This window comes from Planctobacterium marinum (assembly GCF_020687805.1).
Classification (GTDB): domain Bacteria; phylum Pseudomonadota; class Gammaproteobacteria; order Enterobacterales; family Alteromonadaceae; genus Planctobacterium; species Planctobacterium marinum.
Window position 1 is genome coordinate 422,591 of the sequence record NZ_JAJEWQ010000002.1, and the last position, 25,577, is coordinate 448,167.

17 protein-coding genes and 1 pseudogene are annotated in these 25,577 nt (G+C 46.4%); 16 read left to right on the forward strand and 2 right to left on the reverse strand.

Annotated elements, in window-relative coordinates; all coding sequences use genetic code 11:
- Positions 1 to 11 precede the first annotated feature (11 nt).
- The 3 genes from LJ740_RS07215 to LJ740_RS23275 are packed head-to-tail and all read left to right on the forward strand — an operon-like array spanning position 12 to position 4,866.
- Complete coding sequence (locus LJ740_RS07215) at positions 12 to 1,433, forward strand: carboxypeptidase regulatory-like domain-containing protein (protein ID WP_229528401.1); 1,422 nt, start codon at positions 12 to 14, stop codon at positions 1,431 to 1,433.
- On the forward strand, positions 1,430 to 2,377 hold the full coding sequence (locus tag LJ740_RS07220) for a WD40/YVTN/BNR-like repeat-containing protein (protein WP_229528402.1): 948 nt from the start codon (positions 1,430 to 1,432) through the stop codon (positions 2,375 to 2,377). Before LJ740_RS07215 ends, LJ740_RS07220 begins: the two co-directional genes overlap by 4 nt.
- On the forward strand, positions 2,338 to 4,866 hold the full coding sequence (locus LJ740_RS23275; RefSeq protein ID WP_229528403.1) for an FG-GAP-like repeat-containing protein: 2,529 nt from the start codon (positions 2,338 to 2,340) through the stop codon (positions 4,864 to 4,866). The genes LJ740_RS07220 and LJ740_RS23275 overlap by 40 nt, the downstream gene beginning before the upstream one ends.
- 1 nt (position 4,867) lies before the next feature.
- Here LJ740_RS23275 and LJ740_RS07230 read toward each other — a convergent pair whose 3' ends face one another.
- Positions 4,868 to 5,404 carry a DUF6436 domain-containing protein gene (locus LJ740_RS07230; RefSeq protein ID WP_229528404.1) on the reverse strand — a complete coding sequence of 179 codons (537 nt, stop codon included), beginning with the start codon at positions 5,402 to 5,404 and terminating at the stop codon, positions 4,868 to 4,870.
- A gap of 126 nt (positions 5,405 to 5,530) precedes the next feature.
- Between LJ740_RS07230 and LJ740_RS07235 the strand changes: the two genes are divergently transcribed.
- On the forward strand, positions 5,531 to 7,012 hold the full coding sequence (locus LJ740_RS07235) for a methyl-accepting chemotaxis protein (protein ID WP_229528405.1): 1,482 nt from the start codon (positions 5,531 to 5,533) through the stop codon (positions 7,010 to 7,012).
- A gap of 21 nt (positions 7,013 to 7,033) precedes the next feature.
- On the opposite strand, the gene LJ740_RS07240 is transcribed toward LJ740_RS07235, so the two are convergent.
- Positions 7,034 to 7,252, reverse strand: a complete 219-nt coding sequence (locus LJ740_RS07240) for a hypothetical protein (RefSeq protein WP_229528406.1) — start codon at positions 7,250 to 7,252, stop codon at positions 7,034 to 7,036.
- Between the two features lie 630 nt (positions 7,253 to 7,882).
- On the opposite strand from LJ740_RS07240, the gene LJ740_RS07245 reads away from it, so the two are divergent.
- From LJ740_RS07245 to LJ740_RS07300, 12 genes and pseudogenes are all read left to right on the forward strand, one after another.
- A complete protein-coding gene (locus tag LJ740_RS07245) occupies positions 7,883 to 8,761 on the forward strand; it encodes an NAD(P)-dependent oxidoreductase (protein WP_229528407.1) in 879 nt (292 codons plus the stop codon).
- 30 nt (positions 8,762 to 8,791) lie between these two features.
- The gene (locus LJ740_RS07250) at positions 8,792 to 11,047 is read left to right on the forward strand and encodes a polysaccharide lyase 6 family protein (RefSeq protein ID WP_229528408.1); all 2,256 of its coding nucleotides are present in this window, start codon (positions 8,792 to 8,794) and stop codon (positions 11,045 to 11,047) included.
- Positions 11,048 to 11,059: 12 nt separating this feature from the next.
- Positions 11,060 to 13,294, forward strand: coding sequence for an alginate lyase family protein (locus LJ740_RS07255; protein ID WP_377307144.1), 2,235 nt, complete (start codon positions 11,060 to 11,062; stop codon positions 13,292 to 13,294).
- A 5-nt stretch (positions 13,295 to 13,299) separates the two neighbouring features.
- Positions 13,300 to 13,644 carry a cupin domain-containing protein gene (locus LJ740_RS07260; protein ID WP_229528409.1) on the forward strand — a complete coding sequence of 115 codons (345 nt, stop codon included), beginning with the start codon at positions 13,300 to 13,302 and terminating at the stop codon, positions 13,642 to 13,644.
- A 4-nt stretch (positions 13,645 to 13,648) separates the two neighbouring features.
- On the forward strand, positions 13,649 to 14,950 hold the full coding sequence (locus LJ740_RS07265; RefSeq protein ID WP_229528410.1) for an MFS transporter: 1,302 nt from the start codon (positions 13,649 to 13,651) through the stop codon (positions 14,948 to 14,950).
- Between the two features lie 4 nt (positions 14,951 to 14,954).
- Positions 14,955 to 15,884: a sugar kinase gene (locus tag LJ740_RS07270; RefSeq protein ID WP_229528411.1), complete on the forward strand. Its 930-nt coding sequence runs from the start codon at positions 14,955 to 14,957 to the stop codon at positions 15,882 to 15,884.
- Between the two features lie 83 nt (positions 15,885 to 15,967).
- On the forward strand, positions 15,968 to 16,585 hold the full coding sequence (eda, locus tag LJ740_RS07275) for a bifunctional 4-hydroxy-2-oxoglutarate aldolase/2-dehydro-3-deoxy-phosphogluconate aldolase (RefSeq protein WP_229528412.1): 618 nt from the start codon (positions 15,968 to 15,970) through the stop codon (positions 16,583 to 16,585).
- Between the two features lie 13 nt (positions 16,586 to 16,598).
- Positions 16,599 to 17,690, forward strand: a complete 1,092-nt coding sequence (gene fbaA, locus LJ740_RS07280; RefSeq protein ID WP_229528413.1) for a class II fructose-bisphosphate aldolase — start codon at positions 16,599 to 16,601, stop codon at positions 17,688 to 17,690.
- Positions 17,690 to 17,800: pseudogene (locus LJ740_RS07285) on the forward strand (class 1 fructose-bisphosphatase); the annotation flags it as partial. The gene fbaA and the pseudogene LJ740_RS07285, both read left to right, overlap by 1 nt.
- Before the next feature lie 215 nt (positions 17,801 to 18,015).
- Positions 18,016 to 18,996 carry a polysaccharide lyase family 7 protein gene (locus LJ740_RS07290; RefSeq protein ID WP_229528414.1) on the forward strand — a complete coding sequence of 327 codons (981 nt, stop codon included), beginning with the start codon at positions 18,016 to 18,018 and terminating at the stop codon, positions 18,994 to 18,996.
- Between the two features lie 361 nt (positions 18,997 to 19,357).
- Positions 19,358 to 22,069, forward strand: a complete 2,712-nt coding sequence (locus LJ740_RS07295) for a poly(beta-D-mannuronate) lyase (protein WP_229528895.1) — start codon at positions 19,358 to 19,360, stop codon at positions 22,067 to 22,069.
- An 87-nt stretch (positions 22,070 to 22,156) separates the two neighbouring features.
- Complete coding sequence (locus LJ740_RS07300; RefSeq protein ID WP_229528415.1) at positions 22,157 to 25,177, forward strand: TonB-dependent receptor; 3,021 nt, start codon at positions 22,157 to 22,159, stop codon at positions 25,175 to 25,177.
- Positions 25,178 to 25,577 lie beyond the last annotated feature (400 nt).

The following is a 25,577-nucleotide window of genomic DNA, read 5'->3' on the forward strand; positions in this document are numbered from 1 at the left end:
ATTAGTTCCCTATGCTTAGTGCGTTTATCTTTGTCGCCTCACTTAAAGTTTGTGGTTTTGTTGAAGACCATAATGGCGCTCCACTGAATAATGCGACAGTAAGGGAGCAGGCTACTGTGAACACTGTATCTACAGATGCTAAAGGGCAGTTTTGTATCAACCTGACGAATACTGAGTCAGTTTTAACTGTTTGGAAGAATGGCTATTTAATCAGTGCAAAAAAAGTTAGAGTAAAACATGACCTTGTTGAGGAGCAGGTCAAAAAAGTTGTTTTTACACTTAGCAGATTACCTGAAAATGATGAAAGATATGAATGGTTAGCATCATTACATTCAGAGATGGGTGAGAATACCCCCACCCATTTTCAGCCATGTGAAAATTGCCACCAAAGAATAACCAGGGAATGGGGACAGAGTTCACACGCTAACATCGACAACCAGTCACTTTTCAATAAACTAATAAATTCTGAAAATATTGCACTGCCGACTGCGCAATGTATGTTGTGTCATACACCCGTGAGTTCAAAGTCGGTTGCGTCTATAAGTTGCGATTTTTGCCACAAAATTATTGATGTTGACAGCAGTGATTCACTCTTGCTGGGAAAACAACGAATTTCATTTCTAAAACCGCAAGATTCTCAAGTTTTTTTTGGCTCTTTGGATGACGTTGCAAGAGAGCGGGATAGTTTCAATCCACTGTACAAAAAAAGCGAGTATTGTGCCGCTTGTCACCAGGGACGATTTTGGAAAACAAATATCTACTCTGATTATTCCGAATGGATTGAGAGCCAATATGCAGAGCAAGGAACAGAGTGTCAATCTTGCCATATGGTTACTGCTGCAAATTATGCGGCTGATCCACACAAGGGAGGTGTGTTTCGAGCATCAGATACATTGTCAAATCATCATTTTAAAACAGAATTATCTGATGTGGTTAAAGCAATAGAGAGTAAAGTTGAATTTGATAATCAAAGTGATGGGTTATCTATTAGAATAGAGTTAGTTAATCGCGGAGCTGGTCACAGAGTTCCCGGTGGAAATCCTATGAGACATCTCATTTTGATCATAGACGTGGTGGACAGCAATGGAAAACCTGTGCAGCAGATTAAAGGAAGTAGGATTCCAAACTGGGTGCGAGGAAACCTACCGGGAAAAGCTGGAAACGCCTATGGCAAAGTACTCGTTGCAAAGACTGGTTATGGCAGAGTCAGTAAGGTGAACCGTTTATATCCGTCCCCTTTTTGGGTGAATAGTTACATCGAGTCTGATAACAGATTGGCTCCAATGATTCCCGCTGTAGAGTCAATACTATTTGAACCGGTTCAAAATGGCCGTATTTCGGTCACGTTACTACTAAGAGAGTTTTATGATGATTGGTTAGGTTTAGGTGAGCCTAAAACCACAACCGTGTTTTTTCGGGAGTTCAGTTTATGAAACGCATGTTTATGAGCTTTCTAATGCTTATTTCAAGTCACGTTTTTGCCGAATGGCAACCTACAGGTGGGCCTATTGGCGGGCTTGGGTACTATGTACTGATCCATCCAACTGAGTCAAATCAGATGTTTTTGTCGGACAATTTTGCTGGCGTGTTGGTTTCAAACAATGCCGGGGCTTTATGGACTCCATCTAATAGTGGGATATTGGCCGAAGGGCAAGAAGGGGTAGATATCAATATATTTAGCCTTGCCGTAGATCCCAATAACCCTGAAATTCTTTGGGCAGGTACTAAAAGTGAAGGTGACTTTGGCATATTTAAATCTGTTGATGGTGGTGGCACCTGGACCAGAAAAGTTAATGGTATAGACAAGGGTTTGGCCGGTGAAGAGAACACAAATTTAGTATTTCGTGGGTTTACGGTTGCGCCTGAGAACTCAAACATTGTCTATGCTCAGGCTGAATTACAAACCGGTGAGGTGGGGAGAACATTTCTTAAAGTTAAGGGGCGTGTCTTTAAAAGTGTAGATGGCGGTGAGAACTGGAGCACCATTTGGACGGGCGACAATCTTGCCCGCTACCTAATAGTTGATCCTAATAATACGGATACACTTTACCTCTCTACCGGGATTTTTGATGTTGAGGCTGCAAATAGTAATTGCGATGGTAACAGTATTGAAGATCTTGGAGGTGAGGGAGTTTTAAAAAGTACCGATGGTGGCGATACCTGGCAAAGTATTAACAATGGTCTTGAAGACCCTTACCTGGGCACTTTACGCATGCATCCAACTAATAGCAGTATCCTGTATGCTGGTGGTGTAGCGAACGACGCCTGTCAAAATGAAAATATCCCAATGGTGGGGGGCTATTCCGTACATCCAATGGCGGAAACTCCTGGGAGAGGGTGGCAGTCAATGTTATCAACGGCCCTATATCGACTGTAAATTTTTCGCATTCCAATCCTGATACGTTATACGCAGGATTCGAGAACGCTATTTATGTAAGTAAAGACGCTGGTGATACCTGGATTGGGTATAGTAAGGAATCTGGGAAATATGGACCTGCCCGAATAAACGCAGGAATTCCAATTGACCTGGTCGTTGATCCTGAGGATGAGAACATTGTTTACGTAAATAATTACGGCGGAGGTGTATTTAAATCTTCCGACGGAGGTCAAACATGGCAAACCTGGAGTCGAGGCTTTTCAGGTGCATCTATTGATGGTTTAAAAGCAAATGCAGATGGTGATATTGTATACGCGGTTGGATTGAGTGGGCCGTTTCGTTCTGAACAGTATGGTAATGATTGGCAAGGTATAGTAACTGGCGAAGCCAGCAGTCTTTTTCAAACGTTTGGCGTTGGAATTAACCCCGTAAATCCCGACATTGTTCTCGTGTCGGACAAATTCAACGGGACGTTATATTACAGCGCTGATTCCGGTGACACGTTTTCTCTTGTATTGCAACATCATTTAGATGAAGTTGAAGGAGGATTCAATAATATCGAATTTGCTCCTTCAAATGAAAGTTACGTTTATGCAACTTTGGCATCCAATCGTAAAAATCAGAGTATTTCCGGGAGTGTAATTTACCGTTCAGACAATGGTGGTGTGAGTTTCAACGCTATCAACACAGAGGATTTGTTTTCGAATCTGTATATCAATGACTTGCATGTGGATATAAACAATCACTTAAATATTTATGTTGCTGCTTCAGATTTAAATCCAGGTGATGATGAGCACCTGGGGGGCTTGTATAAGTCAGTTGATGGCGGGGAGAGCTTTTTTAAAATACTGGATAATTCTAATATTGGTGCAATTACCATAACTGACGACCGCAGGGTCATAGCGGGTAGCCTGTACACTGGAGTTTTAGAAAGCAGTGATGCTTATTCGGCAGAATCATTCGCTGATGTTAGCTGGAGAGGACCATATTTTACTCAACCTGGAAATGAAGACTGTGTTACTGACCTCGTTTCGCAGGGAAATACAGTATATTTAGCTGAGGCATACAATGGTGTATTTGTTTCGAATGATTATGGCTCAACCTGGTCCGAATTCCCTTCCTCTGGTATGCCGGGATTAACCAAATATGCAGCAAACAAACTGGCGATAGCCAATTATGTGTTATATGTGGGAACTAATGGTGGTGGCGTATTTAGGCACGCTATAGGCGATTCAGATATTTCTCCTGATGCATTCGAATTTTCTCCCCAATACGATGTTGCTGTCTCAACCGATTTATTATCGAATTCAATTACCGTGACGGGTATTTCTGGCGTAGCTACCATTTCAATCGAAAATGGGGAATATAGAGTAAATGAAGGCGATTTTACAACTGAGCGTGGTTTCGTGGACAATGGGGACATCGTACAGATACAGTTGCGCTCAAGTGAAGAAATGAATAAAGAGGTACAAGCAACTCTGACTGTTGGAGACCGGAGCGAAACCTTTACTGCAACTACGATATCGCAGGAAGTAACAGAATTTGTTCCTCTTGACTATGATGGTGATGGTATTGCAGATGTTTCTATTCGCAGATCTTCAAATTATTTTCAGTATGCACTCAGTTCATCTTCAGGGCAGATAATGAGGAGTGAATTTGGGAAAGACTCCAGAGACATTCCTGTTTCAGGAGATTTTGATGGCGATGGAATTGCAGACATTGCCGTCAGGCGTCCGTCAAATTTCTATTGGTATATAATCAATAGCTCAGGATCAAACTTCAACTCAGAAATGGCTGACGGTATCCAACGTATCCAATTTGGAAAAAGTGCCGATGATATTCCTGTACCTTCGGATTACGACGGTGATGGTATCACTGACATTGCTGTCCGAAGACCTTCCAATAAAACTTGGTATATTTTGAATAGCTCTGATGGTGAAATTCAACGAGTGGCCTTTGGGAGCGAAGCTACTGATATTCCTATTCCGGCAGACTATGATGGTGATGGTAAAGCGGATGTTGCCGTCAGAAGACCCTCTACCTTTATGTGGTATATAAAAAATAGTTCCGGAACGAATTTCAATTCTGAAAGAGGGGATGGAATACAACGTGTTCAGTTCGGAAAAAATACCGATGATATCCCTGTTCCTGCAGATTATGATGGTGATGGTATCGCAGACATCGCAGTTAGAAGACCTTCAAATAAAATGTGGTATATTTTGAATAGTTCTGACAACGCAATACAACGAGTTGCATTTGGAAGCCAGGCATCAGATATTCCCGTCCCTGCAGATTATGATGGTGATGGGCGTGCCGATGTTGCAGTAAGGAGGTCTTCAACTTATTTCTGGTACATCAAAAATAGTTCAGATACAAATTTTAACTCTGATCTACAAGATGGTATTCAGCGAATACAGTTTGGCCATAATATTGGGGATGTGCCACATGCTGCCCCAATCATTACCAGAATGAGAATGGTTAATAGATAGTCTACTTAATACCGCAATAACACCCATTGGCATCCAGCGGGATGGTTGCTCCTCCGTAACCTGTCTCGCCATGTGATTGCTTAATAAAGGTTTCTACCAGGCCCTGACCTGCGCTGCAAAAAAATCCGGTGGCATAAGGGCCGAGATAAGTGAGCTGACCATGTTGGTCGTAAACCGCAACTGCGGGGGTTACCGGCAGTCGTTTTGTCATTTCAGGCAAGCCGGAGATGTCTAGTTGCAGATTGGTTTTGCCTTGTTGTTCGGCCAGTAATTTAACACTGTGAATGTGGGATTGTGCTATCCATTCGCAGGTGCAATTCCCCTGACTGAAATGCACGACTTTGTTTTTTAACTCGCCCACTTCAGCACTCAACCAACCGCTAAATGCCTGATCAAAATCCGTTGCCGCCGAATACTGGATGAAGGTGCCATCAGCATCGAAATCTCGGGATTTGGAAAAGGTGAAGGAAAACACCAGTGCTAAACACAGCACACACCAAAGCGCTACCAGCCAGTAAATCAGCCTTTCTCTTGTCATTGTGCCGCGCAGCAAGCTAGCACTTTGGTCTAATGGTGGTTTCAAGGTTTTGATCTACACTCTAAAACTATCAGTATACAACGAATTAAATTTCAAAGAATTTCGACAGACCCCTACAGGAACGCCATGAAAACTGATTATCTCGACCGGGCCCACAACATTTTTAAAATGGTATTATTCGGTCAGGCTTTACTATCCCTGGTTATCGCAATATTTACCAACACCTGGGGCGAAGCCGTATTGGGCAGTGTAATTATTCTGTCACTGCCACTGATGCTGATTTACGCCAATCCTCATGCACGGATCACCCGCATTGTTATCGGTATTGCGATCCAGTTGTTTGCGGCACTTCACATTCAGCAATCCTATGGTCTGCCAGAAATGCATTTTGAAATTTTTGCAGTCCTGGCATTCACCGTTTTGTACCGTGACTGGCAGGTGGTCGCGGCGTCAGTGGCAACGGTTGCGGTGCATCATATCATCTTTTTCGTTTTACAAAGTAGCGGGGCACCGGTGTATGTGTTTTTGCCGGAGTATGTCAAATTTTACATTTTGGTGATCCACGCCGGGTTTGCTGTGGCTGAGGGAGCCGTACTTATCTGGATATCCAACATCAGTAAACGCGAAGCCGAATTTAGCGACAGTATTATCGAGTCAGTGAGCGAAATGCTCAAGGACGAACGATTTGTTGATTTAACCGTGGAGCTGGACCAAAACAACAAAGACCTGACTCCTTTTATTAATATGGTAACGGCTTTCAGAGGCCTGTCTGGCGAAGCAAAACAAATTTCAAATCAGGTGGCTGAAATGAGTCAGCGCGTCTCGAAAAATACGCGTCATATTACCGCGTTGTCCAGCAGCAATATGGACCAGGTTCACCAGATTGCCTCCGCCACGGAACAGTTAGCGGTTACCAACGAAGAGGTTGCACGTCGCACCCAGGACGTCAATACCCTGTCTCACGCTGCACGCAACGAGACCGACAAGGCCGCGTCAGCTATTGATAAGGCGGTGTCTGAAGTGAATATACTCAACAATGAATTACGTCAAACCGGGGCAAAGGTCAATCAACTGGCAGAGCGCAGCGCAAAGATAGAAACTGTTATGGAGTCCATACGCGCTATCTCTGACCAAACTAATCTGCTGGCATTAAATGCCGCCATTGAGTCAGCCAGGGCGGGTGAGCATGGTCGGGGGTTTGCTGTGGTGGCTGACGAAGTCAGACAACTGGCCATAAAAACCCGGGAAAATACGGAATCGATATCGGGCATTACCAGTGGTTTGATTGAAGACGCCGACGCCTCAGTTGTCGCCATGACTGAAAGCATCACTATGGTGGAAAATGTGGTTAACATTGCGTCTGATTCCAAAGACATCATGGTTGAAGCGAATCGTGCCATTGAAGAACTGGCTGATAATATGGAGTCAGTGGCCGACGCTGTGCAGGAGCAAACCTCGGTATCAGCAGCAATCTCTAAATCCCTGCAGTTGTTAAGCGATAATACCGAAATGCAAAGTAAGGAAGTTCAGGAAAATACCAATGATATCGAAGGACTACTAGAAAGCGCCAATCGGTTAGAAAAGCGCCTGGATCGGTTTAAGTGCTAATCCTGCGTTTTACGCTGCGACTTACTTACGCCCGGTGAAAGGCAATTTCCCCATAATGACCACATAGTAGGCAAAGCCCCCCAGCAGTGAAAATATCACCGTGCTGATCCCTATTTCCCGCCATTGCGCTGTGTACAGATTGTAAAACAAAAAAGCGATCACCATCAGGGTAGGGCTGGCACACAGTGCAATCATTACCCTTACGTTGGGGGGCAGTTTTTTAGTGTTTTTCTCTGACATTAAATTCCCTGAAATCCGGTTGTACTCATCGATACTAGGGTACGTTGCAAGCGCTATTTTATCCACTCTTGTTTCGAACAGGGAGCAATTAGCAAATTTTAAACGGATCTGTTTACCGGCAGTGTTAAATTGTTATTACCAGTATTCAATATTCGTGTTCCTCGTGGCTCGGCCAGCTGTCTTGATACCACTATCTCCAACCTCTCCACTTAAAAATTAATGCGTCAACCATTAAAACTTCGTTTTCTGGTGCAAACCATCCAAGCCTATAACCAATTGAAATTATTAATTAAAATCTGATCTGTTTTGGTTTTAATAAACAGTTTCCAAACCAATGATTTACAATTGGTAAATAATTGGTTGACAAAATGGTAATACAAAAATAAAGTTTAATTAAGGGCGGAGTGGTAACTGTTAGCTGGTAACCATCTACCCTCTTACAAGTGGTCAACTTGTCCGGCATTTTTGACTGAATGTTGACAAGAACAGAGGACAAACCTGGAAAGAAGTTTTCCAGGAAACTTTTTAAACTCTCTGGCCTTGAATGAAATAATTGGGATGCGACTGCAGCTACGTCCGTGGCATCCGGGGTGATTACAATCACCTGCAACCAAAACTCAGGAGTGATTCATGTCTAAACCAACTATTGGTTTTATCGGTCTGGGCCTTATGGGCAGCAATATGGTAGAGAACCTGCAAAAAAAAGGGTATGACCTGATTGTGATGGACCTTAACAAAGATGCGGTTGCCCAGTGTGTTGCCAGAGGAGCCCGCACTGTTGAGACGGCTCAGGACCTGGCCGCAGGCGCAGATATTGTAATGTTATGTTTGACGACCTCTGACATTGTCGAAAACGTTATCTACGGTGAAGCGGGTATTTTAGCGGGAATAAAAAGCGGTTCGACACTGATTGACTTTGGCACCTCGATTCCGGCTTCTACCCGCAAGATTGGCGCCGATTTGGCTAAAAAAGGCGTAGGCATGATCGACGCACCACTGGGTCGCACACCAGCCCATGCAAAAGATGGTCTGCTCAATATTATGGCATCAGGCGAGCTTGAAACCTTTAACAAGGTTAAGCCTGTACTGGAAGACCAGGGTGAAAACGTTTTTTATCTCGGCGCATTAGGCTCAGGTCACACAACAAAATTGATTAACAATTTTATGGGCATGACCACGGTTTGTGCCATGTCTCAGGCCTTTGCTGTCGCTGAGCGTGCTGGTGTTGATAAGCAACAACTGTTTGACATCATGTCAACCGGCCCATCCAGTTCTCCGTTTATGCAGTTTTGCAAAAACTATGCGGTTGATAACGTCAGTGACCTGGGCTTTTCTATTTCTAACGCCAACAAAGATTTGCACTACTTTGTACAGATGTTATCTGACCTTGGCACCGAGTCAAAAATCGCGGAAGGCTCATCTGGTTATCTACAGGCCGCATTCGACGCGGGTATGGGCCGGGGCAATGTGCCGGAAATCTTTGATTACTTTTGCAAGTTAGAAAAGTAATTTGGTGTCCTTGGTTCAGAAGGGGTGATTATGAAAGTCTCCGGCGTCTTTTTTGCAAAATTGTGCTCAGTTGCGTTGCTGTTAATGGCTTCTCCATTATCGGCAAAAGAGTACTTTATTGACACTCAGCAGGCATTTAAGGAAATCAGTACCGGATTGCAACCCGGTGATGTCATTGTCCTTAAAAATGGTACCTGGCAGGATTTTGAAATATTGCTGCATGCCAATGGGACGAAAGACGCCCCGATTCACCTGACCGCCGAGACCAGGGGGCGGGTGATACTATCCGGACAATCCAACTTGCGACTGGCGGGTAGACACCTGCTGGTGTCGGGTTTGGTGTTTCGCGATGGCTATACGCCCAGTAGCGCTGTGATTGAATTTCGTCGCAACAAAGATGAATTTGCTTATCACTCCCGTGTTACTGAAGTCGTGATCGACAATTACAACAATCCTGACAAACAAGAGTCGGATTATTGGGTCGCGATGTATGGCCAACACAATCGCTTTGATCACAGTCATTTGGTAGGTAAACGCAATAAAGGTGTTACGGTTGCCGTTCGCCTGAATCACGAAAACAGCCAGCAAAACCATCATCAGATTGATCACAACTATTTCGGTTATCGCCCAACCTTTGGGTCCAATGGTGGCGAAACGCTACGCATTGGTACCAGTCACTTTTCTTTGACAGACTCGTATACCCTGGTTGAGAACAATTATTTTGAGCAAACCAATGGCGAAGTTGAAATCATTTCGGTGAAATCCGGTAAAAACACCTTACGTGGCAATGTCTTTTACGAAGCCCAGGGCACACTCACTATGCGTCATGGAAATGGCAACCTGATTGAGAAGAATGTATTTATTGGTAATGGTGTGCCACACACCGGTGGAATTCGGATCATTAATAAAGATCAAATAGTGCGCAACAATTACCTGGAAGGATTGACCGGTTATCGTTTCGGCAGTGGTTTTACGGTTATGAATGGGGTGCCTGACTCGCCAATCAACCGGTACCATCAGGTAGACAATGCCCGAATTGAAAACAACACCTTTGTGAACGTCAGGCATATTCAACTGGCCGCCGGTAGCGACGCAGAGCGCAGTGCGGTACCGGTGAACAGCTATTTTAAAAATAACCTGATTGTCAACGACGATGGTCAACAGCCTTTTACTTTGTTTGATGATGTGAGTGGCATTGAATTTTCTGGCAATGTGGCCAATACCCAGGCCCCCGATGCTATAAAAGCGGGTATTAATACCCAGGCAATGACTTTGCAACGCAATAAAAATGGCTTGTTGAGTTCATCAGCGCGAAAGATTGGTGCAGAGCCAAATTTGCAGGTCGTGTCTAAAGCCGAAACTGGGGTCACCTGGTATCCAAAAACACCGGCACTGCTCCCATTTGATTCTGGTCGTGTTATTCAGGTAGAGGCCGGTGCTGAGGCATTAGTAAAGGCGATTGAAAGTGCCCAATCCGGCGATATTCTGATGCTGTCTCCGGGCCAGTATGATATTCCCAGGCTCATCCCCGTCAGTAAAACCTTAACCATTAAAGGCGCGCAGGAAAAAGGCACTACTTTAACTTATGAACGCTCTGCACTGTTTGAAATCCGCGATGGTGGTAGTCTGAAATTAGACGAACTGAATATCTCCGGTGAAGCCAGTCCGGATGCGGCAGGCAATGCGGTAGTGCGCACGCAAAAATGGGGTATGGTGGAGAATTATCGCCTGCAGGTACTCAACAGCTACATTAAAGATCTGGATATTAACCACTCCTTTCATTTTTTTGTTACGGGCAAAGGCGCATTTGCCGATGAAATTACGCTGCAGAACAATGCTTTTATCAATGTGACCGGCGACATTTTACGCCTTGATACAGAGATAGAAGACCTGGGTATTTACAATGCGGAATATGTGAATTTGCAGGACAACCTGTTTGAAGATGTGCAGGGTGCTTTGCTTAAATTATATCGCGGCGGTACGGACGAAAGTACCTTCGGACCGCACCTGTTAGCCAGCGGTAACGAAATCATCAATGTCGGTGATGGTAAGCGCAATAAAACCCAGGCCAGCCTGTATTTACACGGTGTTCAGGTGGCCGATCTACTCAACAATCAGTGGTTCAGCTCCGCACCTGTAAAGATTGAGCACACTGTGGGTGAACCCAAAACCAGGATCACAGAAAATACCTTTATCGAAACACCGGCACCGGCTATCGCTGAATTGCGAGTCAAAGGCCCGCATACGGCGATTGTTTCTGACAATCAGTATGACGCACGTCCATAGCCGGAGAATACGATGAATTTACCAGGTAATTTGTACTTCAAAAGGGGCATCGCGCTGCTGATGTTTATGTTGGGGTCCATAACGGCAGTTGTGGCCAAAGACACACCGAATCTGGTGATTACCCAGAGTGACATAGAACAGATGCGTATCGCAATAACCCAACCTGGGCGTTTTTCTGACGCCTTTCAGGCGGTGCGCATACAGGTTGACGCGCAAATGCAAGCGCCTATCGTTGTGCCGGTACCCCGTGATGGCGGGGGAGGCTATACGCACGAGCAGCACAAGAAAAATTATCAGTTAATGTATAACGCAGGGGTGCTCTTTCAGCTAACTCAGGAGCAACAATACGCAGATTTTGTCGGTCGGATGCTGTTGGCTTACGCACAGTTGTATCCCACATTGGCGCTGCACCCAAAACGCAAAATCGGTTTTCAGAATCCTGGCAAGTTGTTTTGGCAGAGCCTTAACGAGGCCATGTGGTTGGTTTACACCATTCAGGCCTATGACCTGGTAAATTCCGGATTATCAAAACAGGATACCGCAACTATTGAGCGACAGTTGTTAGTGCCGGTCGCTTTGTTTTTGTCGGAAGGGCAACCCTCTACGTTTAACAAAGTCCATAACCATGGCACCTGGGCAACCGCCGGTGTTGGCATGGCTGGATATGTCCTGAATAAACCCGAATGGGTGGAAAAGGCGCTGCTGGATTTGGACAAATCAGGTAAAGGTGGCTTTTTACGGCAACTGGACGAACTTTTTTCGCCGGCCGGATATTATAACGAAGGTCCCTATTATCAGAGATTTGCTTTATTGCCCTTTATCACGTTTGCCAAGGCAATAGAAAACAATGAACCGCAGCGCAACATTTTTGACTATCGCAATGGCATATTGATAAAAGCTATCGATACCACCGTTCAACTCAGCTACAACGGGCTGTTCTTCCCTATTAACGATGCCATCAAGAGCAAAGGCATCGACACCATTGAACTGGTACATGGGGTTGCTGTGGCGTATAGCCAGACTCAGGACAGCGGATATCTGGATATTGCCGGGCAACAAAATCAGATACTGTTGACCGGTGATGGACTGAAGATAGCGCAGGCATTGGATGCACAAAAGCAATCGCCATACCCTTTCCGGTCGGTGGCATTCGGAGACGGGGCACAAGGTGAGGAAGGGGCATTGGTCGTAATGCGTGAACAACAAGGTGGGAACTCTGCTTTGGTGTTTAAGCCCGCAGCACAAGGTCTGGGACATGGCCATTTTGATAAGCTGACATGGCAGTTCTACCATCAGGGGCAGGAAATTGTGTCGGATTATGGCGCTGCCCGTTTTTTGAATGTCGAGGCCAAGTTTGGTGGCCGGTATCTACCGGAAAACAACAGCTGGGCAAAACAAACCGTGGCTCACAATACGCTGGTGGTCAATGAAATCAGCCATTTTGACTCAGACGTTGAACTTGGTAATCGCTCACACCCTACCTTGAATTTCTTTGAACATACTCCGCAAGGGTCTGTGGCCATGGCCGAAATTGGCAACGCCTATCCGGATGCGCATTTATCCAGGACCATGGCTCTGGTGAAGTTGCCTGACACAGATACCAGCCTGGTGATTGATGTGTTCAGGGTCAATGCCGGTGAAGCAAAACTACTGGATTTACCCCTGCATTATCAGGGACAGCTTATCGATACCAGTTTCAGCATTCATAGTCATCAGCAACAATTGCGCGCGCTGGGCAACCAGAATGGGTATCAGCATTTATGGTTGAAGGGGGAGGCGACACCTGAGCGTGGCCTGGCCAGCGTTTCCTGGTTAAATGATAACGGCAGCTTTTATACGCATACCAGCCTGACAAACGGAGATGAAGCCTTTCTGTTTACGCAACTGGGTGCCAATGATCCCAATTTTAATCTTCGCAACGAGTCAGGGTTTATTCGTCGGGTGCAGGGTAAAGCCAGTCACCAGTTTGTTTCGGTACTGGAACCGCACGGTGAATACAACCCGGCCAAAGAATATACCTTACAGGCTGAGAGTCTAATAACCGGTCTGTCATTCGAACAACAAGAAAACCTGGCGTTAGTACGGCTGGATAGAGCAGGCAAAAGCTACCTGATCGTTATTAATCAGATGCCGGAAAACAACCAGAACAAACTTAACCAGACACCCATTCAATTTAATTATCTCAACGACAGTTATTCACTTGATAAGCGCTTGGCCGTTTATGTGATTAAAGACCCCCAGGAGTAACCGCAATGCAAAAACAAAGCGCCCATTTTTTATTTGGCAACGAAACAGAAATAGAAGATCTCGGTGGCGGTCTGAAACGTCAGATGTTGGGCTACAATGAAGAGCTAATGGCCGTAAAGGTGTTCTTTGACAAAGGGGCGGAAGGCTACACCCACAAACATCGCCACTCGCAGGTGACCTATGTGGAAGAGGGGGAGTTTCACTTTAGTATTGGCGGTGAAATGAAAATCCTGAAACCTGGTGACAGTTGCCTTATCCCACCATTTGTAGAGCACGGTGCCGTGTGTCCTACGGGGGGCATTTTGATTGACACCTTCAGCCCGGCCCGCGAAGACTTCCTGGAGGAGTAAAGCCATGAAACTACAAGGATTACGCTGGTGGGTAATAGTGTTGATTGCACTGGCCACGATTATTAACTACATCGACCGCCAGGCTCTAAGCGTTTTATGGCCGGATATCGTGGAGGAACTCTTTCCCGACGAATCAGCACTGGAACGCAAACAGATATATGCCAACATTTCTATTGTTTTTGTATTTGCTTATGCGTTTGGTCAGGCAATTTTCGGCAAAATTTTTGACTGGATTGGCACCCGCATTGGCTTTGTTCTGTCTATCGGGGTGTGGTCATTAGCTACAGTCGCCCATGCCTTTGCACAGGGGGTACTGAGCTTCAGTATTTTTAGAGCCATCTTAGGTGTCGCAGAAGCGGGCAACTGGCCCGGGGCCACCAAGGGCTGCGCTGAATGGTTCCCGGTGAAAGAGCGGGCGTTAGCGCAGGGGATTTTCAACTCTGGCGCGGCGATTGGCGGCATCATTGCCATCCCTCTTATCGCATACATGACAGTCTATTTCAGTTGGCAAATGGTGTTTATTGCTGTTGGCCTTGTTGGTTTTTTGTGGCTGATACCCTGGTTGATTCTGGTGAAAGCCCCACCGGGTATGCATCCCTGGATCACCGATGAGGAGCGGGAATACATACTCACAGGTCAAAAACGCGTTTGTGATATTGATGCGCAATCCGATGAAGATGAATATAACCCCTCTACCCAGGAGTTATTGTCCCGCAAGCAAAGCTGGGGCGTGATTATTGCTTCGGCTGCGATTGATCCAATTTGGTGGTTGTTTGTTTTTTGGATTCCAATTTATCTCAATGAAGTATATGGCATGGATGTGCAGTCCATCGGTATTTACGGCTGGGTACCCTATGTGGGGGCGATGTTTGGTGCCTGGTTTGGTGGCTTGTTGGCACAAAACCGACTGAAGGCCGGCTGGAGTGCAGATAAAACCCGAAAGCTAATCATTACCCTCGGCTGTTTAATTATGTTGCCCGCTTTGTTGGCGATGGCGAACCCGGGAGAGCCGGTTATTGCCGTGTTGATAATGGCGGTAATCCTGTTTGGTTTTCAGACCGCAATAGGTAACGTACAAACGTTGCCCAGCGACCTGTTAGGTAAAAAATCCGTAGGCACATTAGCTGGTTTTTCTGGTATGGCGGCAAAGCTAGGGGCGGTAGGATTGACCTCGCTGGTACCTTTTTTGACCGCAGACGGAAATTATACCCCAGCCTTTGTGATCGGAGCCTCTTTGGCCATCATCGCTATGGCGGCCGTCTGGCTCTTAATCCCCAAAATTGAACCGCTAAAAAAGCCAGAGTAACGCGATGAAAACCATTTATTTACTAGGTGAGTGTATGGTGGAGTTGCGTGCCACTGATGACACAACCATGAAGCAGTCATTCGCCGGTGATATATACAATTGTGCCGTTTATTTAAAACGTACCTTTAATCAGATAAATACCGGCATTGTCACCGCAGTTGGGCAGGACAAACTCAGTGACCGTATGCTGCAGCAGTTTCAGCAAGAACAACTGGACTCATCCCTGGTGTTTAAGGCTAAAGACAAACACCCGGGAATATACCTTATTGAAACTGATAGCGCCGGTGAACGCAGTTTTAGTTACTGGCGCAAAGACTCTGCAGCCAGAAAAGTCTGTGATTTCCTGAATGATGCCGAACTGGCGCAAATCGCTCAGAGTGACATGCTGTTCTTTTCGGGCATCGCGCTGGGCGTTATAGAGGAACCATCCAGAGAGTTGTTCTGGCGCAAACTGGAGAAGCTTAAGGCGCAAGGTGTTACCCTGGTGTTTGATCCTAATTATCGGGCTTCTATGTGGCAGAACCCAGAGGAGGCAGCGCAAAGCTTTCACCGCGCATTTCAACTGGCTGATATAGCCATGCCGGGCGTTGAGGATTTAGAGGTGCTTTTCCAGGTCAATTCCGCTCAGCAGGTAATGGCGTTTTGCCAACAGTATGAATTAAAAGAAATTGTGGTGAAAAATGGTCCGCAATCGGTACTGACGTTTGACGGTGAATCCCTGTTAAATCACGTTATCACTCCGGTGAAAAACGTGGTAGATACTACCTCCGCGGGGGATGCCTTTGACGGCGTGTATCTGGGTAGCCGCCTCAGTGGAAAGAGTATATCTGAAGCCGTTAGTTTCGCGGCAAAAGCAGCGGGAATTGTTATTCAGTTTCCCGGTGCTATTGCTCCAGCCGAGGCATTTCAACAGGCTATGAGTCAGGCCAGCTAAACCAATATTCAATTTGTTAGATTTACATTTGCACGCTACTGGCGCAGTTATCCAAGCCGCCAGCGTTATTAGAGAGAGATACCATGACACGCTTTTCTGAACTGATGTCAGAACAAAAACTGCTACCTATTATTCAGGCCAACAGCTCTGAGCAAGGGGTACAAATTGCCAGGGCTATGGCAGCCGCCGGACTAAAATTAGTCGAAGTTGTATTGCGCACCGAAGAATCCCTCGCGGCATTGGCAGCCATTAAACAACAGGTGCCTGACCTTGTTGTTGGTGCTGGTACTATTACCAAAACCGCGATTTTGCAACAAGCGCTTGAAGTGGGTTCTGATTTCATTGTTACCCCAGCGGTTTCCGAGAATTTATTGCGTCAACTAGAGGAATGTCCTGTTCCTGTTTTACCTGGCGTATCAAATACCGGTGATATTTTGTTAGCCGCAGAACATGGATTTGAAGAACAAAAACTCTTTCCGGCGGCATTATCAGGTGGTCCTGAGTTTTTAGCTGCCGTGTCTTCAGTGTTCCGGTCTGTCTCTTTTTGTCCTACAGGTGGTGTTAACGCTGAAAACCGAATGCAATACCTGTCCCTGAAGAATGTGTTTGCGGTAGGCGGTACCTGGGTTTCGCCAAAAAACTGGGTGGAGCAGGGCAACTGGCAGGCGATCACTGATGCCTGTCGCCTGGCCATGCATTAGCGGGAAAATTAAGATGGCTGTCCACACAAGTTCAAAGCAAAAAAACATTGTTCCTGGTGTCATAACCGGCGAGCAAGTGTCCCGGCTGTACAGCCATGCCAGACAGCATGGTTATGCGCTACCCGCGGTCAATGTGGTGGGTACACAATCAGTTAATGCCACCCTGGAGGCTGCTGCAGAGGTAAAATCTCCGGTGATTATTCAGTTATCTAATGGCGGTGCACAATTTTTTATTGGCAAGTCAGTGCCGCTGGATAAGCACGAGGCTGCAATTGCCGGGGCTATAGCAGCCGCAAACTATGTTCACAGCGTTGCGCATCATTACCAGGTACCGGTTATGTTACATACTGACCATGCAGCAAAACCCTTACTACCCTGGATTGACGGCTTGCTGGAAGCGGGTGAAGCGCATTTTGCCACTACCGGAAAGCCACTGTTTAGTTCTCACATGTTGGACTTATCCGAAGAGTCTTTGCAGGGCAACATTGCTATTTGTGAGCGCTATCTCACCCGCATGGCGAAAATGGGAATGACCCTGGAAATTGAGTTGGGCTGCACTGGTGGAGAAGAAGATGGTGTGGATAACAGCCATCTGGACAATTCTGCACTTTATACACAGCCTGAAGATGTGGCCTGGGCCTACGAAAGGCTCAGTAAGATTAGTCCAAACTTCATTATCGCCGCCTCATTTGGCAATGTTCACGGCGTTTACAAACCCGGAAATGTAGTACTGACCCCGGAAATACTGAGGGATTCTCAAAAGTATGTATCTGCCAAATTTGATTTGCCAGACAACAGCCTTAATTTTGTTTTTCACGGTGGTAGCGGCTCTGATCCGGAAAAAATTGCCGAATCTCTGAGGTACGGCGTGGTAAAGATGAACATTGATACAGACACCCAGTGGGCCAGCTGGCAGGGTGTAAAGCACTACTATGAGGAAAAACACGCCTACCTGCAATCCCAGATAGGTAACCCAGATGGTGACGACAAACCCAATAAGAAACACTATGACCCCAGGGTCTGGTTGCGCCAGGCTGAGCAGCAGATGGCGAAGCGATTGACGCAGTGTTTTGCTGATCTCAACTGCCTAAACCGGTATTCCTGATGCGTCGTTTAATCCCTGTTTTGAAACAAGATGGCGTGGATACTGACTTAATTATGCTGATTCGCACCATATTGGCTGCCTGCAAAGAAATTGCCTTTCGGGTCAGTCAGGCTACATTCTCTATGTATCCCAAAAAGGACAGAGCAGGGTACCAGAATGGTAAAATTCATTTGTTTAACCAGGCCAATCCTCCAATTGCTTTCTTGCCTGAGCGGGCCAGTGCTAAAGCCATGGCAAATGGTCAACGCAAGCCTGTAATTGCCGGTTCAGCAGCTCCCGTCGATGTATTTAATCAGTGTGTTTATTCTGTGGGAAGTCAGGTTTTATGATCAGGTTCAGGTGGGTGATTATTGCGCTATTGTGGTGTGCGCCGATGAGCGTGGCAGTGTCGGGAGAGACGTCACATGGCGGTCCTCACCAACAATTGCCTGAAGGCAAGCTGTTGGGTGACTGGCGGCATTTGAAATCGGATGTTAGTCCTTCAGAAAACTTTGATTTGCTGGACTGGAGTCTGACGTTACCTACCGATCTGAACAAAGATGGCAAGGCCGACATGATATACGAGCAACCCTTGAGTGAGGGCTTTACCCTTAACCCTTTGTTTTATACCGCTGCTGATGGTGGAATGGTCTTCGCCTGCCCGAATGAAGGAGCCAGGACCTCAAAAAACACCCGCTATCCCAGAACGGAATTAAGAGAAATGTTGCGCCGTGGCAATACCCGGATTAAAACTCAGGGGATCAGTAAAAACAATTGGGTATTTAGCTCTGCTCATGGCTCTGTACGCCGTGACGCCGCAGCGGTAGACGGGAGCCTGGAAGCGACGTTGGCAGTCAACCGGGTCTCTGTGAGTGGTGATCCCAAAAAAGTTGGACGGGTCATCATAGGACAAATTCACGCCACTGATGATGAACCCATTCGTCTGTACTATCGCAAATTACCTCACAATGATTTGGGAGCCGTGTATTTCGCACATGAGCTTAACGGGGGGGAAGACTTATGGGTTGAGATACTCGGGTCCCGATCCAGCGACTGGCGCGATCCAGATGATGGCATCCGACTCAATGAAAAGTTTAGCTATAAAATCACTGTTCAGGACGAAGTGTTGTATGTGACCTTGATCCGGGAAGGAAAACAAAATATTCACAAATCTCAGGATATGAGGCAAAGCGGTTACGGCAGCAATAGTCAGTATATGTATTTTAAAGCCGGTGTTTACAATCAGAACAACAGCGGCGATGCCAGAGACTATGTACAGGCGACTTTTTATCATCTGAATAATATGCACGCGGGATACGGGTTCTGAGCTGCAGTCTCCGATCAAGACCGCAGTTATACATGCCAACCGTTGAGCACTATCTCTTTTTGCAAGGTCGTATCGGATTCTTGTCTTTCGCACCTTAAACTTTATCATCCCATATCTTTGTAATTACCAATATTTGCAAATTGGTAACTGTGTTTCTGTAATTTTGTAATATCTCATTTGCTTATGTTGTAAATTAATTGTTATTTTTATTTGTGCAATGATGGTAAATTTTGTGAAAGTGTGTTTATATTTACCTATAGGTTAACAAAAGCTCTGTTAATATTATTACCAATAATTGGGTTTTGTGTCTTTTATTGGTAATCAGGTCGGTAAAATCATGAAGTTGGAGATTCAAACCATCATGAAACGAAAAGTACTTACGCTCTGTACCATCGCAATGGCTCTCGCTGGTTGCGGTGGTGCATCAGATAATAATCCAAACACCCGAGGTTCGGTAACGTTGCAGGGAACTCCCACAACCGGGCAAACACTCACCGCTACTGTCAGTGACCCAGATGGCATTTCCGGTTCCGTGACTTATATTTGGTATGCCGATGGAGAACGCATTGAAGGTGCCAGCCAGAGTTCATTTTTGTTAACCGATGCGCAAATCGGTGCCGCTATTTCGGTCCAGGCTTTGTATACCGATGATGAAGGAATTAATGAATCACATATCAGCAGTGCTACATCGGGTGTGGCTGCAATACCCTTTGCGGGATTGGTCAGTGTCACAGGAGAGGCAGTCGTTGGTGGGCAGCTTAATGCCAGTTTGTCTGATGACAATGGAATAGAAAGCGCTACGGTAGCCTGGCAGTGGTATGCCGATGATGAAGCTATCGCCGATGCAGTTCAGTCTACCTTAGATTTACAGGAAGAGCAGTTTGGTACTCTCATCACGGTTTCAGCAAGTTATACCGATGATCGCGGTTTTGACGAAGCGGTAGTTTCAGATCCTGTAGGACCGGTTTCAAGAGTGAACTCGCAAGGCGCTGTGACGATTTCCGGTACGCCAACAGTGGGGAATACGCTGAGTGCTGAAATTGATGATGCTGATGGTGCTTCTGGTGAAATCAGCTATCAATGGTACGCCGATGATGTGGCTATTGAAGGTGCTACTGAGTCTACTTATGTGGTTGAAGAGTCGTTGATCGGCAGCGTGATCACCGTATTGGTGAGCTACGTGGATGATAATGGGTTTACCGAAGAGAACCTGTCTGACCCCACCATTGAAGTGGCTAGTGTTGCCGTCGATGAAGCGGGCAGTATTGTTATTCTAGGCACTAAACCTTATCTTGCCGATGCGGTATTAACGGCAGTTATTACGGATAACAATGGTGTCGATAGTGCCAATGTCAGCTATACCTGGATGGCCGACGGCGCAGTGATAGCAGGTGCTCAGGGGAATACACTGACTCCAATTAACCAGGCCGGCACTGTGATTTCGGTCAGTGCCAGCTACGTCGACAATGACGGTTTTAGTGATAGTGTCGAAGCGAATTTAGATTCGGTGATATACAGCAAGGTGGTAACCGATGCAGATGGTTTGTTGGCCGCTGTGAATGGCGGATTAGCAGATGGCAGTGTCGTTGGACTTAATACCAATGTTTACAGTGATTTGGATGAAATTTCACTGAGCAGTACTGTGCAATTACGGGCTGTCGAAGAACAAATGCCGGTGATCTCCGGTGAACTCTGTATCCATGTTGCCGCAACGGCTGCTGGTAGCAGAATTAATGGCATTACCTTTACGGATATTGATACCAAAGCCGGTTCATTTTGTGAAACCGAAGAGCAGGCGGTAATTTATTCAGAGGCGGATAACTTTATATTCAGCCAAAACACCTTATCCGGGGATCAGGCAGCGCTGAACGAAAGCACGCATCATTGGTTAATGCTGAAAGGTTCAGGTGCTGTTATTGAACGCAATACCTTTACCGGCAGAAACAACGCGGAAAAAGGCGCGGTGATAAAACTGGCATCGGCAGGATCTGATCACCTCATTCAGTACAATCTGTTCAGCAATAGCGACAACCCAAATTTTGATGATTCCAGTTTATTATTGCTAAATGTTGGCAGCACCACTGGCACTGATTCGGCTGAAAATAGCGGCTTTACTATTCGCTACAATCGCATTGATAACTTTGTTACTGGGCGTCGATTGATGCGGGTGCAAACGTCTGGCGCCACAATTCACGGCAATACAATTATTGATGCCAACGGCGGTATTTCGCTGGAAGATGGTGGATTCAACACCGTCACCGACAATATCATTATTCGTACCACCGATATCGCCGGCTCCGACGACCGCCCCAGTGGAGTGCTGATCACACCATTGGGTCACACAGTGGAAAACAATTACATCGCAGGGATTCGCTCCACCAATAAAGAAGCGGGTGGACTGGTGTTTACTCCAAATCCATTTTCCCAGGCTGACGGCGGTGTGCCAAATAGTGGCAACCAGGCTATTTTAGATGGCACCGGTGATTTAACTTTATCGGTGAAAAACAACACGGTTCTGAACTCGATTCAACCTATTGTTTTCAGTACTGAGATTGGCTCTAGAGCGCCGGTTGGCGACTGTGACGAACTGACAGCCGACAACAGCCCGGTGTTGTATTCATTGACCAAAAACTTTTTTGTCATCGATTTTGATGCCAATCTTATCGCCAATGGACTAAACAATGATCCTCTGGCACAAGGCTTGTTTTTGCCCTTCGATGCCAGCAGTAGTGACCACACTTTTGAATATGATTGCGATCTGATCAATCACGACCAGTCCTTTTTCTCCAACAACTTTGGTTTCAGTGATAGTTACGCCTCTGGCGATGTGGAAGATGAATACTGGGTGGACATTCGCAATATGAATGGCAATGGACAGTTTGACACCGACGGTGCGGTAGACCAGGACCCTGGTGCTAACGGCAAAGAAGCACCTGATTTGATAACCGCCTCCAATACCCTGACCGAAACCAACCCCGATGGCGCTCAGGCCATTGCAGGAGCGAAAGGCCTACACTATATCCAGGCGACAGAGGTTGGCGCAGGATCAACATGGGTGGCTCAGGATGATTAATCGTATGGCAGCAAACATCCTTATTAGACCTTTTAACAAACGACACGACGCCTTTGGCGCACTCGAATTGACCACGGAGAACCTGTAATGTCGTTGCAAACAGAATTTAAAACTTTTTCCACTAAACGTGCTTTTGCGTTGAATCCCGTTGCCAACTGGTTGCGCAAAGGTTTATTGGTTACGTTGGCGGGAGCCGCCACTTTTCCGGTATTGGCTCAGGAACAAACGAGCGAGCAGCAGGCAACGGATGTTGAAGTGATTGACGTGGTGGGGACCCGCAAGACCATTCAGGATCAGATTGCGATTAAACGCGAAGCCACCACAGTAGTCGATGGTTTGTCTGCCGAAGACATCGGTGACTTACCGGCATTGTCTATTGGTGAAGCACTGGAGTCCATTACCGGTGCGGCATCGCATCGTGAAAACGGCGGAGCCACCGAAATTACCATTCGCGGTCTGGGCCCTTTCTTAAGCGCAACCCACATCAATGGGCGGGAAGCGACCAATGGCAGTGGCGACCGTTCGGTAAATTTCTCGCAATTTCCTTCTGAGTTAGTGAAAAAAGTTGCGATATACAAAACCCAGGACGCTTCCATGATAGAAGGTGGTGTTGCTGGTGTGGTATCGCTTGAGACTTTGCGCCCTCTGGATTTTGGGAAGCAACGGGTCCAGGGTGAAGTAAAACTCAACTACAACCCTGACGAGAGCAACATTGAAAACTCCCTGCAAAGTGACCTGGGATACCGGGGCACGTTCAGTTACGTGGATCAGTTCGAATTAAACAATGGCCAGGCGATCGGTTTGTCGTTTGGTATTCAGCGTCAGGATATTAGTCAGCCTGAAGCGGAATATCGCAGTTCCAGTCCAACCGGGTCTTCGTTATGGGCCTGTCTCAACGACCCTTATAATACCAATGAGGGCTTCTATCGCAGTAGCGCTGGTGATTGTGAAGATCAGGTTAGTGGCAGTAGCAATCAGGGTTATGACACACAAATTGATCCGGAGACCGGCCGTGCTTTAAGCGATGGAACACCCTATGCCTGGACGGGAAGCAGCCGCAGTTATCGTCAGAATGAAACTTCTGATGAGCGCGACGCGTTATTTTTTGCGTTGCAATATCAGCCTTCCGATGCCTGGGAAATAAACCTTGATGCTCAATTTTCAGATCGTATTCAGGCTGAAGCGCGTCATGATTTGATCTGGTTACAAAAAAGAGCAACACCCGGGGTTACCGGTCCGACGCTGATCACCAATCAGGTGGGGGGTATTTTACACTGGGAAGGTGAGGAGCGATTCGAATCGGCGGGTGAACAGTTCTCTCGTGAAGAAAATTACCGCGGTGCTGGTATCAATATCGAGCATTTTGCAACCGACAGACTATCACTGATATTTGATTTATCTTATTCACAGACTAAGCGTGAAGAATTGCAAATATCTAACCGTGGCAGAACCGCTAATCGTCCATTCTTTACCTGGGACATGGGGGAATATATTCCGCACATCACGGTGACGGATTTTGATGTGACTGACATAGCAAACTTCACCGACAGCCTGCGTACCAGGATTGATAGGGAAAACGTTCGCGATAACGAAGTGATTGGCGCACGTCTGGACTTTAATTATGAGTTGGATGGCGGAGCCTTTACCAGTATTCAGGGTGGACTGCGATTATCTGAGCTGACATTTGTGCAATACGGTGGTAGTCAGGGCAATGGTTCGCGTAATGAATTTAACCTGGACACGGGGCAGATTTCGGCACTCGAGGTATTGCAGAGTTGTCAGATAGAATTTCCGGAAAGTGATTTTCTGTCCAGCGTTTCAGACGGCGATCTCATTACCCATATTGATGGCGATGGCAATCTGGTTTCCAGTGGCACCGGTTCTTCCTGGGCAACGTACAACAATCAGTGTTTCTCAGAAGCTGTGGTTGCTTCAAATGGCGGTCAATTCTTATATCCCGGTGTTGAATATCAAAATTCCGGTACCAAAGATGTCACAGAAAAAACCACCGCGGCCTACCTGATGGCGAACTATGACACAGAAATGTGGAACAAAGTGGTTCGAGGCAACTTTGGTGTCAGACTGGTGGATACTGAGGTTACTTCTATAGGTTTCAGAAACAGTTTTGATGTGGTTTCAGATGAGTTTGGTGTATTGAGTCTGGTAACGGGTGATTCACTGGAGCGCATAGAAGGTGGCGGGGATTATTTTGAAGTGCTGCCCAGTTTTAACTTTGTGATGGATTATAGTGACACAGTATTGCTGCGTGCGGGTATTTATCGCGGTATGTCCAGAGCGGACCCAGGTGATCTGGGATACAGTCGTACCTTCCAGACGGACGATGACGTAGCCCCCACTACGCTGTCAGATCTGTTTGTGGGCGCCAATGGCTCTGGTAATCCCAATACACAGCCGCTGATGTCATGGAACTACGATTTGGCTGTGGAATATTATCCAAACGAAGACTCGATCTTTGCATTGAGTGTCTACTACAAGCAATTCCAGGGCGGTTTCCAGCAGCGTACAGAACTGGAATCCTTTATTGTGGATGGCCAGGAAGTGATCCTGCCTGTCACTAATTCCGTCACCAATGAAGATGAAAGTGATTTGTTTGGTATCGAAGCCTCTATTGCCTATCGTTGGGACAATGGGGTCGGGGTTAAATTTGGCTACAACTACGCCGATACTGACTTTGAGTTTGAAGACAGCAATTATGGCAATACTTTTATCACCGATGTGAATGGTAATAGCACGCAATTAACCGCTGGTATTGTGCCAGCGGGGTCTGTGCCAGGCTTCTCTGAGCACGTCTTCAGTGGGCAATTGTATTATCAGATTGGCGATCTGGATACGGCATTAATTTACAAGTATCGAAGCGAGTATTTTCAGCCTTACACCAGCAACGGAACACGTTTGCGTTATGTGGATGAAGTGGGCGTTTGGGAGGCAAGAGCGTCCTATAAAATCAATAAGAACATTCGCGTAAAGGTCGAAGCTATCAACCTGTTCAGTGCACCAAAATCTCAGGATTTTTATGTGCAGGATAACCTGGGTGAAGTCAACGACTACGGTCCTCGCTTGTTCGCGGGTATCAGCTTCAAATATTAATCGTTAACCTAAATAGCGCTCACCAGTACAGTGAGCGCTCTTCACTCTATCTCTCCTCTGGCCAGAACCGCCATCTTAGCTCTAAATTTAATTTAACCAATACACCTATATTAATACTGATTTATTTTGACTATTGCTGCGTTTTATTTTGAGTGAGATGTCTGCGAATATCGGCCAATCTTTGAATCGAAAGGTGCATGCCGGAGTGGGCAACGAAGCTCAGTTGGTTGCAGGCTGGTCGTGTCGAACAGGGGCACAGTGATACCCCTGAATTTATCATTCTTTATTCGCACGATGAACATCGGGCGTGTTGTGTCACTCCGGGGGATGTATAGCTGAGTGCTTTGTACACCGCCAGGGGGTAGGCTTTTTCATTTTGTCCTGGAACGCTGAAACCATT

Bases quoted from the DNA above. Each gene is read 5' to 3' on its own strand.
- LJ740_RS07300 (WP_229528415.1), top strand. From the start codon at position 22,157: ATGTCGTTGCAAACAGAATTTAAAACTTTTTCCACTAAACGTGCTTTT.
- LJ740_RS07220 (WP_229528402.1), top strand. From the start codon at position 1,430: ATGAAACGCATGTTTATGAGCTTTCTAATGCTTATTTCAAGTCACGTT.
- LJ740_RS07265 (WP_229528410.1), top strand. From the start codon at position 13,649: ATGAAACTACAAGGATTACGCTGGTGGGTAATAGTGTTGATTGCACTG.
- fbaA (WP_229528413.1), top strand. From the start codon at position 16,599: ATGGCTGTCCACACAAGTTCAAAGCAAAAAAACATTGTTCCTGGTGTC.
- LJ740_RS07245 (WP_229528407.1), top strand. From the start codon at position 7,883: ATGTCTAAACCAACTATTGGTTTTATCGGTCTGGGCCTTATGGGCAGC.
- LJ740_RS07255 (WP_377307144.1), top strand. From the start codon at position 11,060: ATGAATTTACCAGGTAATTTGTACTTCAAAAGGGGCATCGCGCTGCTG.
- LJ740_RS07230 (WP_229528404.1), bottom strand. From the start codon at position 5,404: ATGACAAGAGAAAGGCTGATTTACTGGCTGGTAGCGCTTTGGTGTGTG.
- LJ740_RS07295 (WP_229528895.1), top strand. From the start codon at position 19,358: ATGAAACGAAAAGTACTTACGCTCTGTACCATCGCAATGGCTCTCGCT.
- LJ740_RS07260 (WP_229528409.1), top strand. From the start codon at position 13,300: ATGCAAAAACAAAGCGCCCATTTTTTATTTGGCAACGAAACAGAAATA.
- LJ740_RS07290 (WP_229528414.1), top strand. From the start codon at position 18,016: ATGATCAGGTTCAGGTGGGTGATTATTGCGCTATTGTGGTGTGCGCCG.
- LJ740_RS07215 (WP_229528401.1), top strand. From the start codon at position 12: ATGCTTAGTGCGTTTATCTTTGTCGCCTCACTTAAAGTTTGTGGTTTT.
- LJ740_RS07250 (WP_229528408.1), top strand. From the start codon at position 8,792: ATGAAAGTCTCCGGCGTCTTTTTTGCAAAATTGTGCTCAGTTGCGTTG.
- eda (WP_229528412.1), top strand. From the start codon at position 15,968: ATGACACGCTTTTCTGAACTGATGTCAGAACAAAAACTGCTACCTATT.
- LJ740_RS07240 (WP_229528406.1), bottom strand. From the start codon at position 7,252: ATGTCAGAGAAAAACACTAAAAAACTGCCCCCCAACGTAAGGGTAATG.
- LJ740_RS07270 (WP_229528411.1), top strand. From the start codon at position 14,955: ATGAAAACCATTTATTTACTAGGTGAGTGTATGGTGGAGTTGCGTGCC.
- LJ740_RS07235 (WP_229528405.1), top strand. From the start codon at position 5,531: ATGAAAACTGATTATCTCGACCGGGCCCACAACATTTTTAAAATGGTA.